The organism is Mycobacterium liflandii, from assembly GCF_022354805.1.
In the GTDB taxonomy this organism is placed as follows: domain Bacteria; phylum Actinomycetota; class Actinomycetes; order Mycobacteriales; family Mycobacteriaceae; genus Mycobacterium; species Mycobacterium marinum.
This window is the reverse complement of record NZ_CP023138.1, coordinates 560,491-576,159: the sequence shown is the minus strand read 5'-3', so window position 1 is coordinate 576,159 and position 15,669 is coordinate 560,491. Positions and strand designations below refer to the sequence as shown.

General features: G+C 65.3%; 15 protein-coding genes. 3 read left to right on the top strand and 12 right to left on the bottom strand.

What is annotated here, in order from left to right:
* Nucleotides 1–12 precede the first annotated feature (12 nt).
* A complete protein-coding gene (locus CKW46_RS02755) occupies nt 13–672 on the bottom strand; it encodes a class I SAM-dependent methyltransferase (protein ID WP_015353941.1) in 660 nt (219 codons plus the stop codon).
* Between the two features lie 141 nt (nt 673–813).
* Here CKW46_RS02755 and CKW46_RS02750 point away from each other — a divergent pair, with 141 nt between their 5' ends.
* Entirely contained in the window at nt 814–1,416 is a 603-nt protein-coding gene (locus CKW46_RS02750; protein ID WP_117437330.1) for a TetR/AcrR family transcriptional regulator, read from the top strand.
* Between the two features lie 146 nt (nt 1,417–1,562).
* Here CKW46_RS02750 and CKW46_RS02745 read toward each other — a convergent pair whose 3' ends face one another.
* Nucleotides 1,563–3,329, bottom strand: a complete 1,767-nt coding sequence (locus CKW46_RS02745) for a GNAT family N-acetyltransferase (protein ID WP_482052771.1) — start codon at nt 3,327–3,329, stop codon at nt 1,563–1,565.
* 90 nt (nt 3,330–3,419) lie between these two features.
* Between CKW46_RS02745 and CKW46_RS02740 the strand changes: the two genes are divergently transcribed.
* The gene (locus CKW46_RS02740) at nt 3,420–4,199 is read left to right on the top strand and encodes an alpha/beta fold hydrolase (protein ID WP_015353938.1); all 780 of its coding nucleotides are present in this window, start codon (nt 3,420–3,422) and stop codon (nt 4,197–4,199) included.
* A gap of 128 nt (nt 4,200–4,327) precedes the next feature.
* On the opposite strand, the gene CKW46_RS02735 is transcribed toward CKW46_RS02740, so the two are convergent.
* The 10 genes from CKW46_RS02735 to CKW46_RS02690 all read right to left on the bottom strand — a co-directional run bounded on the left by CKW46_RS02735 (nt 4,328) and on the right by CKW46_RS02690 (nt 14,535).
* Nucleotides 4,328–4,987 (bottom strand): maleylpyruvate isomerase family mycothiol-dependent enzyme, encoded by a 660-nt coding sequence (locus tag CKW46_RS02735; protein ID WP_020785417.1) that lies wholly within the window; start codon nt 4,985–4,987, stop codon nt 4,328–4,330.
* 564 nt (nt 4,988–5,551) lie between these two features.
* Entirely contained in the window at nt 5,552–6,934 is a 1,383-nt protein-coding gene (dnaB, locus tag CKW46_RS02730; RefSeq protein ID WP_012392079.1) for a replicative DNA helicase, read from the bottom strand.
* A gap of 530 nt (nt 6,935–7,464) precedes the next feature.
* Complete coding sequence (gene rplI, locus CKW46_RS02725; RefSeq protein WP_012392078.1) at nt 7,465–7,923, bottom strand: 50S ribosomal protein L9; 459 nt, start codon at nt 7,921–7,923, stop codon at nt 7,465–7,467.
* 42 nt (nt 7,924–7,965) lie between these two features.
* A complete protein-coding gene (gene rpsR, locus CKW46_RS02720; protein WP_117437335.1) occupies nt 7,966–8,220 on the bottom strand; it encodes a 30S ribosomal protein S18 in 255 nt (84 codons plus the stop codon).
* 45 nt (nt 8,221–8,265) lie between these two features.
* Nucleotides 8,266–8,775, bottom strand: coding sequence for a single-stranded DNA-binding protein (locus CKW46_RS02715; protein WP_015353936.1), 510 nt, complete (start codon nt 8,773–8,775; stop codon nt 8,266–8,268).
* Nucleotides 8,776–8,866: 91 nt separating this feature from the next.
* Nucleotides 8,867–9,172, bottom strand: coding sequence for a 30S ribosomal protein S6 (rpsF, locus tag CKW46_RS02710; protein WP_117437366.1), 306 nt, complete (start codon nt 9,170–9,172; stop codon nt 8,867–8,869).
* A gap of 123 nt (nt 9,173–9,295) precedes the next feature.
* Nucleotides 9,296–9,934 carry a DJ-1/PfpI family protein gene (locus tag CKW46_RS02705; RefSeq protein ID WP_015353935.1) on the bottom strand — a complete coding sequence of 213 codons (639 nt, stop codon included), beginning with the start codon at nt 9,932–9,934 and terminating at the stop codon, nt 9,296–9,298.
* The gene (locus tag CKW46_RS02700) at nt 9,934–11,574 is read right to left on the bottom strand and encodes a glycosyltransferase family 87 protein (protein ID WP_482052769.1); all 1,641 of its coding nucleotides are present in this window, start codon (nt 11,572–11,574) and stop codon (nt 9,934–9,936) included. Before CKW46_RS02700 ends, CKW46_RS02705 begins: the two co-directional genes overlap by 1 nt.
* Nucleotides 11,571–14,108, bottom strand: a complete 2,538-nt coding sequence (locus CKW46_RS02695) for a transglycosylase domain-containing protein (protein WP_482052768.1) — start codon at nt 14,106–14,108, stop codon at nt 11,571–11,573. Before CKW46_RS02695 ends, CKW46_RS02700 begins: the two co-directional genes overlap by 4 nt.
* Nucleotides 14,101–14,535: a DUF5318 family protein gene (locus CKW46_RS02690; protein ID WP_161964885.1), complete on the bottom strand. Its 435-nt coding sequence runs from the start codon at nt 14,533–14,535 to the stop codon at nt 14,101–14,103. The genes CKW46_RS02695 and CKW46_RS02690 overlap by 8 nt, the downstream gene beginning before the upstream one ends.
* A gap of 112 nt (nt 14,536–14,647) precedes the next feature.
* On the opposite strand from CKW46_RS02690, the gene CKW46_RS02685 reads away from it, so the two are divergent.
* Nucleotides 14,648–15,517, top strand: a complete 870-nt coding sequence (locus CKW46_RS02685) for a DUF1707 SHOCT-like domain-containing protein (protein WP_012392072.1) — start codon at nt 14,648–14,650, stop codon at nt 15,515–15,517.
* Nucleotides 15,518–15,669: the final 152 nt, after the last annotated feature.

Genomic DNA, 15,669 nt, shown 5'->3' with positions numbered 1-15,669 from the left:
GCTCAGTCATCCTCAGCCCTTGTGCGCGAGGAGAAGAAATCCCGGGAACATCAACCGGCCCTTGTCGTCTCGCTGCGCCTCGACGCCCGGCGCAGACCCCGCCGCCAGCTGCACATCATTGGCATAGAGCGTGGCCGGGCGCACTTCATCGACGGTCCATTGCGTTGCCACCGTGTCGCGCAGCTCTTCGGCGGTGAAACCGTTAGGACCTGGCATCCCATCGCCAAATGGCCGCTGGGCAAACGCCAGGATGAACAGTCCCGCACCCGGAGCCGCCGCCCGGTGGATGGCCTGCACGTAGGCCTGGCGGCGCTGCACGGGCAGGGCGTGCAGTAATCCGCTTTCCATCACCGTGTTGAACCTGCCGTCGTATCCGTCGAAGGCAGTGACATCGGCCGCAGCGAAGGTGGCCGTGGTCAGTCCTCGCTCGGCCGCCGCCGCACTGGCGGTGGCGATGGCGGTCGCGCTGGCGTCGAGGCCCACGACCGAATACCCTTGCGCGGCAAGCGCAAGGGACAGTTCAGCCTCCCCGCATCCAGCGTCGAGAACCTCGCTGCGCACCTTGCCCCCTTCGATGAGAGCGGCCAGTTCCGGCTGCGGTGCACCGATGCTCCAGGGCGGCCGAACGTCTTGCCGGTAGGCGCTGTCCCAATCCATCCGCGGTTCTGTCACGTGGGGGTCCTTCCCTAGCGGGTTTCTTCGGTCTGACGGCCACGTAGGGGCCTTCCGCAAGGGTGGACGATTTCGCACCGAGTGTCTACTTTTGCTGATCCGGGGCATAATCGCTCACACAACGACGCGGAAGAGGCACTGGTGACTATCGGAGAACAGGTTCCCGAAGGCCCCCTCGAATCCGTACCGAGCACCGAACGCAAGGGGCAACGGACCCGGCGGCGCATCCTCGATGCCGCTCGCGCTGTCTTCGCCGAGGTCGGCTACGAACGCGCCACGATACGGGGCATCGCCGCCGCTGCGGGCGTGGACAAGTCCTCGATCATCAAATACTTCGGCACCAAGCAGGCGCTGTTTCACGAAGCCGTGCATTGGGACATCCCGGTGGCCCAACTGAGCACCGACGACGCGGGGCAAACGACCGAAAACTACGCACGCGCCATGCTTACTGCCTGGGCCGCCGATCCCAATAGCCCCATGGCCGTGCTGCTGCGCACCAGCATGACCAGCGAAGACGCCGCTGACATCCTGCGCAGGCACATCACCACGCAGGGCGTGGACGCGGTAGCGGCCACCATCGACGCCACCGACGCCAGGCTGCGTGCCGCGGTGGCCGGCGCCATCTTGATGGGCATCGCCAGCCAGCGGTTCATTCTGCGGATGCCCGATTTGGTCAACGCCGACATCGACGACATCCTGCGACTTGTTACACCGCTGCTGCGCTCGTTGATCGACCCCGAATGACCGGGTGAATAGGACCTCGGAGCTACCCTCGCGCCCCTGACATGGCGACGCAGCCTTGCTGCGGATCGTGGCGCATGTCATCGAAGAATCGCTGGTCGCACCGGTGTCTTCAAGAACCCCACCGAGCACGAGCGCAGACACCGGACTCAGATGGTGCGTTTCAGCCCGACGTGGGCAGCGTGGTACCCGAGCCGGCGATAGAACGCCCGAGCCCTTTCGCGTGCCTCGTCCGTGGTCACCTGCGCCAACTGCGCCCCGTGAGCTCGGCCGTAGTTGTGTGCCCACTCGACGAGTGCGGTACCGAGGCCCTGTGCGCGTTCGGCTTTGGCGACCCGTAATCCCTCGATCTGCAGCCGAGTGGCGCCGCCGCGGGACAGGCCGGGAATGATGGTCAATTGCACGGTCGCGACGACCATGTCTGAACCGTTCAGGACGACTCCGAGATAGTTGGATCGGTTGCGAACGAGGACGTCGTAGGCCGCCTCGTAGCGTTCGAGTCCGGCGCCTTCGCGATCCTGACCGAATTCGTCGTCGGAGAGCAGCTCGGCGATCACTCCCACGTGTTCGCGCGTCGCGCGCTGCACCCGGAAGGTGCGCCCTGCTACCCGCAACAGTCCTCGCACCGAGGACTGCGCCAGTGCCTGCAGGCGCGCCACCAGCAGGTCCAGCCAGGACCCCACGTTGGTTCGCGCCTCCGCGGTATCTGGGTAGCGGCATCGCAGATGCAGGCCGGATTCGTCCTGAATGAACCAGAGCATGACGCCGTCGGTGTGGATCCTCGCGCTCACATACTGGGCGTCGAGTCCGACCGAGTCGATGCGCACCGGAAGTCTAAGTTGGTCCAGCCAGGAGATGGCGAACATGCCAGGCGCCATTGGCATTCCGCCCCACGGAGCCAGTACGTCGGCGAGTGGCCAGGAACCAAGCTGCACCGCTTCTTTGACGGCGGCGGCCGCGGCGTTCGGCTCGACGACCGCGGACTCCAGCACCGAATTGGTGATGAACCAGCCGACCGAGTCGTGCCACTTTTCTTCAAATCGGCTGTGCACGGGGAAGACTGCGCGCAGCGGCGCTCCCGCCAACTCGCGGGTTACCGCAGTCATGGCGACCACCGCGAGTGCCAACGTCGAGACGCCGTCATTGCGTGCCTGCGCGGCGAACGCGGCGCCGTCATCGACATCGAACACATCACGCACTTCGACGCGTTCCGGATGCGGCCCAGACTCACCCAACGGCAGCGGAAACCGCGGCATGACCCCACCACTGTCGCTGATGATTTGGGCCCACCGCGCACGCACGCGATCCGGCGCCGGGGGACGGTCCAGTAGCGCTTGGGTGTGCACCACAAACGCGGGCCGCGGCTGCAGAGACGACGTACGTCCGGTCCTCGCGTCGGCGAGCATCGACAACAGGTCCCGGGCAATCACGAGCATCGACCACATGTCCACATGTGCGTGGTCGGCAGCGATGACCACCGTCAATCCGGCGGCAGTCTCCAACACGCAGAGCCGATGTGAGGGCCGCTGATAGGGCGAACACGTCGCGTTGAGAACTACTCGCAGTGCGTCGTTGACCTCCTGGCCCGCGGCGATCTCATGCTCGACCCACTTGCCGGGTTGAACATCGATCTCATGCAGCTGCGGATCGCCGTCCGCCCCGAGTGTGAATGCCGTTCGCAGAGTGCCGTGGCGGGCGATCACGCCCAGCCACGCATCGGCCAGCGATTGCCGGCTGACCCCAGCCGGCAATCGAATGGACAGAGCCATCCAGGAGCCGGGTCGCGCACCCTCGGCTACGTGTATGCGCTGGTCAAAAGACACCGGAAGCTGCCGACCGAGGTCAGACACCGACACGTCATAGCCCCAGAGTCGTCCGAACGGTAGCCGCAAGTGCGCCACGTTGGTCAGCCGCATGGCGGTACCCTAACGCCCCAGATAGCCTGAATGCTCAGTCAGCGCGGTCGGCTCCGGGACGAGTCGGCCGATCGTGAAAAGAGTCGCGCGATGTCCACTTTCGTGGTATCGGGAGCAGAGCTTGCGGTAGAGCTGAGCGACGAAGGTGGTCACCCGGTAGTTCAACTGCACGGACTTACCTCCAGCCGGGCGCGTGACCGGGTGCTCAATCTTGACCTCGGCAGGGGGCTCAGCGGGACCCGCTTGCTGCGCTACGACGCACGCGGCCACGGCAAGTCGACCGGGCGCAAGGTTCCCCAAGATTACCGGTGGGAACGCCTTGCCGAGGATCTTCTACGGCTGCTCGACAAATGGTTTCCCGGCGAACAGGTGCATGGGGTCGGCCCATCCATGGGTACCGGCACACTGCTGCACGCTGCCGCCCGCGAGCCGGACCGCTTCGCCGGTCTCACGCTGATGGTGCCGGCCACCGCGTGGCACACCCGGCCCGCGCAGGCCGCCAATTACCGGGTGGCGGCCGAGATCATCGAAACCGAGGGAGTCGGGGCATTCATCGCCTGGGGGCGTGCGGCGACTCCGCCACCAGCCACGGTCGGCGCGCCCGAAACAGTTCCCGATGTCGCCGATGCGTTGCTGCCATCACTGTTTCGCGGTGCGGCTCTCAGCGACCTTCCCACCAGTGAAGCCCTAGCACGAATCGATGTGCCGACCACGATCCTGGCCTGGATCAACGACCCGGCGCATCCGCTGTCGACCGCGGAATCACTTGCCGCACTGCTGCCGCAGTCGACGCTCACCGTGGCGCACACCCCGGCCGATGTCGTGACCTGGCCCAAGATCCTCAGCCAAGACGTCGCCCGCAGAGGCTGACACCGCCGCGCGCTCAGGTCAGGAGCCGTCTCGCCCCAGCCGCGCCATCATCAGGGGGGTCACCGCAACGCGCTCGTCGGATTGAACAACCCGCGTGCCGCACGGAATTGGCGGATCCGCTCTCACTGCTACCGCGGACGAGACCGCGCGCGATCATGGGTCCGGCGTTGTCTGCGGGCGAGCCGCCGAGCCAGCACCTGCTGCCCGGGGCCGGCCAGCTCCCCGATGGCACTGTGCCGACCGGAGACCGCCATCAGCACGGCTTCCGCCGATCCGGTCAGCTCTGGTCCGCTGCCGTGACTCCAGTCCAGGTCGCTCGTGGTCAAGCGTACACCGCGGGCCAGGTGCCACCCTGGCAGCTCGGGGGTGCGCAGGCTGTCACCCAGCACGCAACGCAGCCGTTCGGCCGGGATCTGGCGCGGCAGACCGAGCGGGCGGCGGATGTCTTGATGATGGATGGTGACGTCGAGCAGCGCGAGCCGGCCTCCGAAGGTCGTGGCCAGCCCCCGCGGCCGCAGCCGAGCCCGCAGTTGGTCGAGCAGCTGTTCGGTGCTCAGCGATGCGAGTTCGTCGACCCACACCTGGTTGGCGTCAATGATCCGACCGCGGATGACACGGCCAAACATGCCGAGCAGACTGGCGTCGTCGAAGCTCATCACATGAGCGACCACGTCGCGCACCCGCCAGCGCTCACACAATGACTGCGCCTCCCACTGCTCGGGCGTCAAAGTCGCCAGCAGATCGGCCAGCTCTGTCCGCTCGGCGGTGGCCATCTCGAGACCGTCCACGGGATCAACTCTGCCACGCCGACCCTCGGTGGCCGTCCGATAAGTGCTCCTGCCCTGCGCGCCAGCGGAATTCACGCCACGGATACGCCGCTGCGAGGGCAGCGAGCCCGGATTTCATCCTCGCCGTGGGTACGGCCTGCCGCGCCTACCGCACAACAACTGGGCTGCTGGGCACGCAGAGCCGCTAAGCTCCCTGTCATCCCCGCGCACAGCCATCACTCATCGCCCCCCTGACACTGCAGATCGGGCGCATCGAGCGCGGACGTCCCATGGCAGTCACAGCCGCCGGCGAGCGAGTCCTCGATTCAGCCGCGTTGACAAGTTCGTCGATCCTGGCCGCAGTCCACTGGGCCACTGGTGGTCGACGCATTGCCTCCATTGCGACCCAGGGCGATCACCTCGGCCCGGCAATCGAATCAAGCTGCTTCGGTGAGCTGATCGTCACATGGCTGCGGGCGAGGCCCTCGGATTCGTCGACCCGCCGGCGTGCTTCACGAACTTGGCGGATCCGCCATCGCGCGCGAGATTCCGCCACGATCCGTGAGACCCAATAGCTGCCGCGGCTCATCTGGCCATGTTGGCAAAGCGCGACAGGTGCAACTGGTGCGCGACGGTCACCGTCTTGGTCGGACCGTTCCGGTGCTTGGCCAGAATGAAATCCGCTTCTCCCCCACGTGGGTCGTCCCGCTCGAATGCATCCGGGCGGTTGAGCAGAATGACCATGTCGGCGTCCTGCTCCAGCGAGCCCGACTCACGCAGGTCCGAAAGCATCGGCTTCTTGTCGGTACGTTGCTCGGGACCACGGTTGAGCTGGCTGATCGCGACCACCGGGACCTCGATCTCTTTGGCCAAGAGCTTCAGATGCCGGGAGAACTCCGAGACTTCCACCTGCCGCGACTCGTGCTTCTTGCCGGAGGTCATCAGCTGCAGATAGTCGACGACCACGAGCTTCAGGTTCGCCTTCTGGCGCAGTCTGCGCGCCTTGGCCCGGATCTCCATCATGGTCAGGTTCGGCGAGTCATCGATATACAGCGGCGCCTCGCTGATCTCGCTCATCCGACGCGCCAGCCGGGTCCAGTCATCGTCGGTCATCCGGCCCGAACGCATGTCGGCGAGTTTGATTTTCGCCTCCGCTGACAGCAATCGCATCACGATCTCGGTCTTGCTCATTTCCAGCGAGAAGATGACGCTGGCCATCTGGTGCTTGATCGAGCAGGAGCGCATGAAGTCCAGGCCCAACGTGGACTTGCCCACACCCGGCCGCGCCGCGACGATGATCATCTGCCCCGGGTGCAGGCCGTTTGTCACCTCATCGAGTTCGGTGAATCCGGTCGGCACACCGCGCGAGATCCCACCGTTGGAAGCGATGGCGTCGATCTCGTCCATCGTTGGCTGCAGCAGATCTTCCAGCGGCACGAAATCCTCGGACAGCCGCCGATCGGCGACGTCGTAGATCTCGGCCTGCGCGCGGTCGACCACCTCGGCCACATCGGCGCCCTCGGCACCGGCATAGCCGTATTGCACCACCCGCGTGCCGGCCTCCACCAGACGGCGCAGCAGCGCCTTCTCGCCGACGATGCCCGCGTAGTAGCCGGCGTTGGCGGCGGTCGGCACCGTTGAGATCAGGGTGTGCAAATAGGGCGCACCGCCGATACGCCGCAGCAGGCCGCGCCGATCCAACTCGGCGGCCACCGTCACCGCGTCGGCCGGCTCCCCGCGCCCATAGAGATCCAGAATGGCGTCATAAATGTTCTGGTGAGCCGGACGGTAGAAGTCACCGGGCCGCAGCCGCTCGAGCACATCGGCGACGGCGTCCTTGCTCAACAGCATCCCGCCCAGCACCGACTGCTCCGCGGCGAGATCCTGCGGCGGCTGCCGGCCGAAGTCTTCACTCGGCGGCGGGGCATCCATGTTGTCCGAGTGCGCGAGGTCGTCAACGACAGCCATTGGCTCTCACCTCCTCCGAAATAAGCATCCGAACGTACATTCGATCGCTGAGTTTCAGAGCGTAAGTCACCGCACCGACAACCCCCACTCCCACACACCCATCGTCTTGCGACGGGACGATGCTAGACGTTGCTGGCGAGTACTCCAAGTGCCTGCTGTTTATGAACCTGTGCATCGTGTGTGCATATCCATTGACGCCGGTGGTGAGGGGGTATGGAAAACCTGTGGATCAAGGCCGACCTTCTATACATCACTGCAGGTGACCGCTATCCAACGCCAGACATTCAGTGTGGACAAGAATCTCTTCGGCGTGTCGGGTCAGGTTACTGCGTCGGGCGTGTTGGTTTTCGCCGAGATTTTCCCCAAGTTAATCAGTGGTAACGAGGCACGTCCGAAACCATGCTCTGGAAAGTTCGCCAGCCGGGCACCGCCGCATCGCGCTTCCCAGCTATCTCGGATATGGCTCCGAGCAGCACAAAACCCGGTGGCGGCCACTGGCCGCCACCGGGGACATTGCTTGTTAGTGCGGGCTAGCTTTCCGCGACCACGTCGACGGAGAGCTCCACCTCGATCTCGGGGTGCAAATGCATCACCACGGGATGGGTGCCCACCGCCTTGATGTGGGCCTTGGGCAGCCGCACGATCCGCTTGTCGAGGTTCGGCCCGCCCGCCTTCTTGATGGCGGCCACGACGTCACCAGCGGTGACCGAGCCGAACAGCTTGCCGGAGTCGGCAGCCGTCTTCACCGGCAACGCGACCGAGCCGAGCGCCTGGATGGCGGTCTTGATCTCGTTGGCGTGTTCGCGGTCGCGTACCGCCTTGGTCTCGCGGGACCGGCGGATCTCATCGGCCTGCTTCTGCGCACCTCGCGAGGCGACGATCGCCATCCCTCGCGGTAGTAGGAAGTTGCGGCCGTACCCGTCCTTGACCTCGACTGTGTCGCCGACGGAACCGAGGTGGTCGACGTCAGCCGTCAGTATCAGCTTCATCGTTATACGTACTTTCGTTGGGCTTTCAGCGATTACCGTCGATTACCGCGCCGACGAGGTGAAGGGCAGCAACGCGACCTCGCGAGCGTTCTTCACCGCCAGGGCGATGTCACGCTGGTGCTGCACACAGTTGCCGGTGACCCGGCGGGCACGGATCTTGCCGCGCTCACTGATGTAGGTCCGCAGCAGCGCGGTGTCCTTGTAGTCGATTGCTTGGTCTTTCTTGGCGCAAAAGACGCATTTGCGCATCTTGACCGGCTTCTCCGGAGCCGGACGACGCTTGTTGGACTTGGCCATGTGTCTGTTTCTTTCCGTTTCTTACTGGTCTGAAATTCTGTTGGTTCAGAAGGGCGGTTCGTCGTCGCCGCCGAACGAACCCGATGCCGGGGCACTGCCCCACGGGTCGTCGCCCCCTGCCGGGCTGCTGGCCTGCGCGGGCGCCTGACGCGCCCCACCGCCACCGCCGAAGCCGCCACCACCGCCGCCGCGGCTGGCCTTGTTGACCTTGGCGGTGGCGTACCGAAGCGACGGTCCGATCTCCTCGACCTCGACCTCGACGACGGTGCGCTTCTCGCCCTCACGGGTTTCGAAGGACCGCTGCTTGAGCCGCCCGCTGACAATCACGCGCGCTCCCCGGGTAAGGCTTTCTGCGACGTTCTCAGCGGCCTCACGCCAGATGTTGCAGCGCAGGAACAGCGCCTCGCCGTCCTTCCACTCACCGCTTTGGCGGTCGTAGATCCGCGGCGTGGAAGCCACGGTGAAATTCGCGACGGCCGCACCCGATGGCGTAAAACGCAATTCGGGGTCAGCGGTCAGGTTTCCAACAACGGTGATAGTGGTGTCACCAGCCACAATTTCCTCCTGGATCCGCCTGGCGGGTAGTCATGAGCATGTCTTAGCGAGCCTGCACACGAGCCTATGCAACGGCGCTGACAGCGGACAGTCAGCGCTTGTCGGCGCGCATCACCTTGGTGCGCAGCACCTTGGTGCGCAGCACCGACTCGTTCAGGCTCAGCTGGCGGTCGAGCTCAGATACCGTCGCCGGGGCGGCCTTCACGTCGATGACGGCGTAGATGCCTTCGGCGTGCTTGGCGATTTCGTAGGCCAGGCGCCGCCGGCCCCAGATGTCGACCTTGTCGACCGTTCCGCCGTCTTTCCGGATGACATTCAAGAACGTCTCCAGGGACGGGGCAACAGTACGTTCGTCGAGCGTTGGGTCAAGGATGACCATGATTTCGTATGGACGCATGGGAACCTCATCACCTCCTCTGGTCTGCACGGCCACGGTAGTTCCGCGGCAGAAGGGTCGCCTGCGTCGGCAACCGCATCAGGCTACCGGACGCGGCTTAACCTGCGAAATCGGATGGACCGCTCACTTGCGGGAGTCGAGGAATTCGATCGCCCCGGCCCTGACCCCTTCGTCGGCCTTGGCCAGCGATCCGGCATCGAACGGCGGCTCGGGGTCGTACTCGATCAGCAGTTGGGTGGCCTGCGCGGCCTCGCGATCCACCAGCAGCTCGACCAGCCGCAATCCCATGTCGATCCCGCTGGACACCCCGGCGGCGGTGATGATCCGTTGCGGCAGGTGCTCGACCACTCGTTGCGGCACATACCGTGCACCCAGCCCGTTGAGCAGTTCGGCGGCCCGCCAGTGCGTCGTCGCGGTCAATCCGTCCAGCAAGCCGGCCGCGGCGAGCAGCAGCGCACCGGTACACACCGAAGTGGTGAATCTGGTGTGCGGGTGCACCGCCTGCAGCCAGCCGCGGATGGTTTCGTCTTCGAACAGTCCCCGAGTGCCGATGCCACCGGGAAACACCACGACATCGGGCGCATCGACTTCGTCGAAGGTGGCATCGCAGGTCACGCCGAGCATGCCGTTTTCGGTGCGCACCTCACCACGCTGGTGCCCGATGAACACCACATCGATCGACGGAATCCGTTGCAGAACTTCATAGGGGCCAACCGCGTCCAACGCGGTGAACCGGGGAAACACCGGGATCGCGACCTGCATCACCGGCCCCCCACCGTGACCGGTTCGGGCGCGGCCGCCACCGTCACCCGTCGTGAATGCACCGGGCGCAGCCAACCCGGCAACCACCCTGGAGGAGCATCGGCGGCGCGATCAAAAGTGCCCCCCGCCGGATCGTCGATTCGGCCGTCCCAACGCACCAAGTCCTCCTCGGGCCGGTAGATCTGTCGAATCACCAATGCACACAGCGCCATCACCGCGATGTCACGGAGCAGCACCGTTGTGGTGAACCACTGTTCGGGCAACGAACGGCTGGCATTGCCATAGAGGTAATACATCCGCGGTACCCACACCAGTGCGTCAATTGTCATCCACGCCAGCAGAACCCGTCGATGCGGCAGCGCCAGCACGGCCAGCGGGACCAGCCACAGCGAGAACTGCGGACTCCAAACCTTGTTGGTCAACAAGAAGGCGGCGACCACCAGGAATGCAACTTGGGCCAGCCGCGGCCGCCGCGGCGCGGTGAGCGCAATGTAGACAATGGCCGCACAGGCCAGCCCAAACAGCGCCGTGACCACGGTGTTGAGCACCACCGGCGGCTCCCAGAAGCCCAGCGAGGGATCGAAACCGCGCCAGCCGGTGAACGACTTGATGACGTTGTACAGCGAATCCATGTCTTCGCCGCGCCGGGTGTTGAGCCGGAAGAACTCCGACCAGCCCCGCGGATAGAACACCATGACCGGCAGATTCACCATCAGCCAGGTTGCCGCGGTCGCCAGCGTGGCGCGCAGCACGCCACCGAGTCGTCCGGACCGGATACCCAGCACCGCCAGCACGCCCAGGAACAGCAGCGGATACAACTTGGCAGCAGCGCCCAATCCGATCAGCACACCACTCAGCCATGGTTTGCGTCGCGCCCAGGCCAGCAGGCCACCCATCGCGAATGCCGTTGCCAGCGCATCAAAATTGGTGAATATCTGAAAGATCACCAACGGTGAGGCCGCCACCAGGGCCGCGTCCCAGATCCGTCGGCCCGCCAGCCCGGCGGTGGCCCAGACGGTGGCCAGCCAGGCCAGTGCCAGGCCCAAGGCCGCGGCATTGAAGAACATCACCACTTCGGCGATCACCGGCAAGGGGGCCACCTTGCTCAATGCGGTGTAGGTCTTGGCCAGCGCCATCGACAGGTACTGGTAGACCCCGGTCAAAACCGGGTATTCCATGTAGCGCACCGCAATTCGGCCGTCGTACTGAATCTGGGGAGTACCTTCGCCGTTGGTCTCGATCCAGCTCGACTTGTACGGGAATTTGCCCTGATTCAACAGTTCGGCCCCGTAGAGCGGCACCGTATCGGAATAGCACAGTTCGTAGTAGGCACGCTGGTTTTCCCAGTTGGCTACCCGCTCGTCGCCCGGACCGGTGCCGGTGGTCTGTAGACAGGCCGCCTTGGTTGACCATCCGAGCGCCAGAAAAACCAAGGCCATCAAGAACATCACCCGCACCGGGGTCATGAATCGGGCGCGACCGATCAGCGCGTGGCGGCCTACCGGTCCACCGATCACACCCGCCAGCGCGGACCCCAAAACATCAGTGCGGCTGGGGAAATCGCGGTAGTCGGCGCTACGCAGATCCCTGGCTAGCGGTTCGGGCGAGGTGGCGCAACGTGGTGTCCGTGCGTCCGTCACGGTGGCGGATTGTCGGCGGGTGGCGCCCCTGGTGGCGGAGCGGGAGCAAGAGTGATGGTGGTTGGCGGCCCGACGGGAATCGTGATCCCGGGCGCTATCTCGACCGTGGGCTGGATGACGGTCTCCGAGGGCGGCGGCGCCTCCGGTGGAGGTGGAGGCGGTGCCGGCACGCCGGCGTAGCCGCCGATCTCGGTGGGCTTGGGGAAGCTCTCGACCTCGGTGCCCTTCAATGCACCGTCCATGGTGGCTTTCCAGATGTCCGACGGCAGGCCCGAGCCGTAAATCGGTGCGCCCGAGGCGGTCACCAACGGCTCGTCACCCTTGACCGTTCCCACCCACACGGCCGTCGACAGTGACGGGGTGTAACCGACCATCCAGGCGTCTCGGTTGGCGCTGGTGTCGCCCAACTGCACCGTGCCGGTCTTGGAGGCCGACGGCCGGCCGCCGGCCAGGTTGTGACCACGCGAATATCCGGCAATGGGTTCCATTGCCGCGGTGACGTTGTCGGCTACCGCCTTGGGGATGCGCTGGTCACCGGTGTTGTCTTCGGTGGAGGCGTCGAAGAGAACCCGGCCGTCGGCGTTGACGACTTTCTGCACGAAATGTGGCCGGTGATAGATCCCGGATGCGGCCAGCGTGGCGTAGGCCGAAGCCATGTCGATCACCCGGGTCTGATACTGGCCCAGCACAATCCCGTTGTTGGGCGGTCCGCCCTTGCCGTCCTCGGACAGCGTGTGGGGCACGCCCGGGAAGCTGGTGGCAATGCCGGCCTGGTGCGCGGCGTCGGCGACGGCCTCCGGGCCGCCCTTCAGTTTGAGCATCAGCCGGTAGTAGGAGGTGTTCAGCGACATCTTGAGCGCCTGCGCGATGTTGCAGGTACCGCAGCTCTCGCCTTCGACATTGGTGATCTTGATGCCGTCCACCGTCAGTGGCGAACTGTCGACGTCATAGCCCAGGCCAATTCCCTGTTCAAGGGCGGCCACCAGGGCGAATACCTTGAACGAGGATCCCGTCTGCAGCCCGGCCTGGGCGAAGTCGAACCCGTTGGCGTTGTCGCCGCCGTAATAGGCGCGCACGGCCCCGTTGTGCGGGTCGATGGAGACCACCGCGGCCCGCATCTCGGGATCCTGCCCGTCGAGGTATTTCGCTACCGCCTTTTCGGCCGCCTGCTGCGCTTGGGCATCGATCGTGGTCGTGACCTGCAGCCCCTGCGTGTTCAGGGTCTGTTCATCGATGTTGAACAGCTCCAACAACTCTTTGGTGACCTGGCGTTCGATCAGCCCGTTGGGCCCGGTGGTCTGGTTGGCCGCGCGGGCTTGATCCGGCGGCACGGTCCTGGGAAATACCTGCTCGGCCCGGTCTTTGGCGGACAACGCCTTGGTATCCACCATGCCGTCGAGCACCCAGTTCCAGCGCGCCAGCGCCCCATCGGGATCCACCGCCGGGTCCAGCGTGGAGGGCCGCCGAATCAACGCCGCCAGCAGGGCTCCCTCCGACACGGTGAGCTGCTCGACCGGCTTGTCGAAGTAGGCCTTGGACGCTGCCGAAATCCCGTATGCGCCGCGGCCGAAGTAGATGATGTTGAGATAGGCCTGCAGGACATCGTCTTTGGACCACTCCCCCGACATCTTGGTGGCGATGACGAGTTCCTTGGCCTTGCGCATCAGGCCGCTCCACCCGTGTTGCGCCGAGCCGACCAACGCGTTCTTGACGTATTGCTGGGTGATCGTGGAGCCGCCTTGCAGGTCACCGCCGAACAAGTTGTTCTTTATCGCTCGCGCGAAGCCGCTGAAGGAGAACCCCGGGTTGGAGTAGAAGCCGCGGTCTTCGGCGGCGATGACCGCGGCGCGGACATGCTCGGGCACCTGACTGAGGTTGACGTCGACCCGATTGCCTTCGGGGGGAACGATCTTGGCGATCTCGGAGCCGTCGCTAGCCAGGATCGTGGACACCTGATTGGTGCGGATGTCGCCCGGCCTTGGCACATCGACGATGAAGTAGGCCATGGTGAAGGTGACGATGGGCAGCAGGATGACCACCGCCGCGGCCAGGTAGACCGAGCGCCGCACCCATTTCCAGTTGATCCGGCGCAGCCAGTCGCGCTGTGTCGTGGACCGGTGGGACCGGGCGCGAGAGCGACCTGTTGGACCTGAAGGCCCCGCGGGACCCGCGGGTGGAGGCGCCCCGCCATCGGGCGGAAGCCCACCGCCGCTGCGCCGGCTGCGGATGGGCCGCGTCGGCGGGGCGTCGAGCGCGGCCTTGACCTGATCGAGTCGATCACGCTGCAGGGGCGTCGAGGGCGGACTGTCCAGGGCGGCCTTGACTTCCTCGATCGGGTCGGCGTGGCGAGCTGAGCGAGGATCCGACACCGCAGGAATGATCGTGGTCATCCTGTCGTCGGGAGGAACCGCACGACGCGGAACCGGCGCCGAACGCGACCGTTCGTCGTTGCCGGATTGGCCGCCCATGTCGTCGCCCGCTGGACCGCCCCGAACGTCGCTGGGCGGCTGGTGGTGGCGCCCTTCGTTACTCACTGGCAGTGCGGGCTCCATTGCGCGCCGTGCGCTTGCCACCGGTTCCCCGCGGGGGACGTGCGGGACGTGCCGCACCCAGGACATAGGACTTCACCAGGTGATTCCAACTGCAGGTGCGGCACACCTCCACAACGTGCACCGCGAACTCGGAGAACCGGGTGGTCAACGTGATCAACTCTTCGGCGGTACGCGCCGAACCCGACACCGGGCCCAGGTGGTCACCGAACACCCAAGACACCAGCGTGAGCTGCTCTTTACGGCAGATCGGGCAGATCACCTGACTTTGTTTCCCGTGAAACTTCGCCGCGCGCAGCAGATAGGGATTCGCGTCACACACCTCGGAAACACCGGTGCGCCCCGAATACACCTCGGCCAGCAGTGAGCGCCGCCGAAGCGCGTAGTCCACTACCTGTCGCTGCAGTCGCACGCTGACCAGAGTACGTCGCGATCCGCACCACCGATACGCAACAATGCCGTTATCGCGCGTCTCCTGGGTATTCGTTGACCACCTGCCGGCGGGGACTTCTACGATCATCGGCGTGGCGAAATGGCTAGGCGCATCACTCGCGCGTGGAGGCTCGGCGGCGACCCGGGCCAAGGACACCGACCGGCAAGACGCCTGCCAGATTCTCGACAGTGCCCTCAGCGACGGCCAGCTCTCGATGGAGGAGCATCGCCAGCGGGTCGCCACGGCAACCCAGGCGGTGACGTTGGGTGACCTGCAGCACCTGGTCGCCGACCTGCAATCCGAGAGTGCGCCCGCGGAGGTGCCGGCCCTCAAGTCCCGGGGTCAGCGCAACAGCCTTGGCCTGCTGGCGGCCGCGTTGGGTGTCTCGATCTTGTTAGGTGTTGCGATCGGCTGGGGCCTGTACGGAAACACCCGTTCGCCGCTGGACTTCACGACGGACCCGGGCGCCAAGCCCGACGGGGTCGCGGCGGTGGTGCTGACACCGCCCAAGCAATTGCACTCGTTGGGCGGGCTGACCGGGCTGCTGGAACAAACCCGCAAGAGGTTCGGGGACACGATGGGCTACCGGATGGTGATCTATCCCGAGTACGCGGTGCTGGACCGCAAAGACCCCGCCGACGAACGCAGGATCTTGAGCTACACCTACCGCGGCGGCTGGGGGGATCCCACCGGCAGCGCCCGAAGCGGCGCCGACACCGCACTCGTCGACCTGGGCAAGTTCGACGTGAAGACGGCAGTGGGCATCATGCGCGGGGCCGCGGAGACCCTGGGGATGAAGCCGAAAGACGTCACCAACATGTACCTGTCCATCAACCCCGCGAGCGACCCGACCACCCCCGGGGCGATATCGCTACAGTTATACGTCTCGAGCGACTACGGCAGTGGATACATCGCCTTTGCCGGCGACGGTACCATCAAACAGGTGAACTACCCGTCCTAGCCCGAACGGGCTCGTCGTTCAGCGGGTTTTCCCCGCCAACCAACTGTGACTAACACCGCACCAACGGTAGGTTGTGTTGTGGCGAATATATCGCGACGATACTATGGCGCGAGGCGTCGGTTCGTCGTAACCAGGCATGCAAAGGAGGTGGT

What these genes read in the sequence shown, in the direction of transcription:
- CKW46_RS02705 (WP_015353935.1), bottom strand. Translation starts at nt 9,934, where the DNA reads ATGCAGGTCGCGATCCCGGTGTTTCCCCGGTTCACCGCGTTGGACGCG.
- CKW46_RS02740 (WP_015353938.1), top strand. Translation starts at nt 3,420, where the DNA reads ATGTCCACTTTCGTGGTATCGGGAGCAGAGCTTGCGGTAGAGCTGAGC.
- dnaB (WP_012392079.1), bottom strand. Translation starts at nt 6,934, where the DNA reads ATGGCTGTCGTTGACGACCTCGCGCACTCGGACAACATGGATGCCCCG.
- rpsF (WP_117437366.1), bottom strand. Translation starts at nt 9,172, where the DNA reads ATGCGTCCATACGAAATCATGGTCATCCTTGACCCAACGCTCGACGAA.
- rpsR (WP_117437335.1), bottom strand. Translation starts at nt 8,220, where the DNA reads ATGGCCAAGTCCAACAAGCGTCGTCCGGCTCCGGAGAAGCCGGTCAAG.
- CKW46_RS02745 (WP_482052771.1), bottom strand. Translation starts at nt 3,329, where the DNA reads ATGCGGCTGACCAACGTGGCGCACTTGCGGCTACCGTTCGGACGACTC.
- rplI (WP_012392078.1), bottom strand. Translation starts at nt 7,923, where the DNA reads ATGAAGCTGATACTGACGGCTGACGTCGACCACCTCGGTTCCGTCGGC.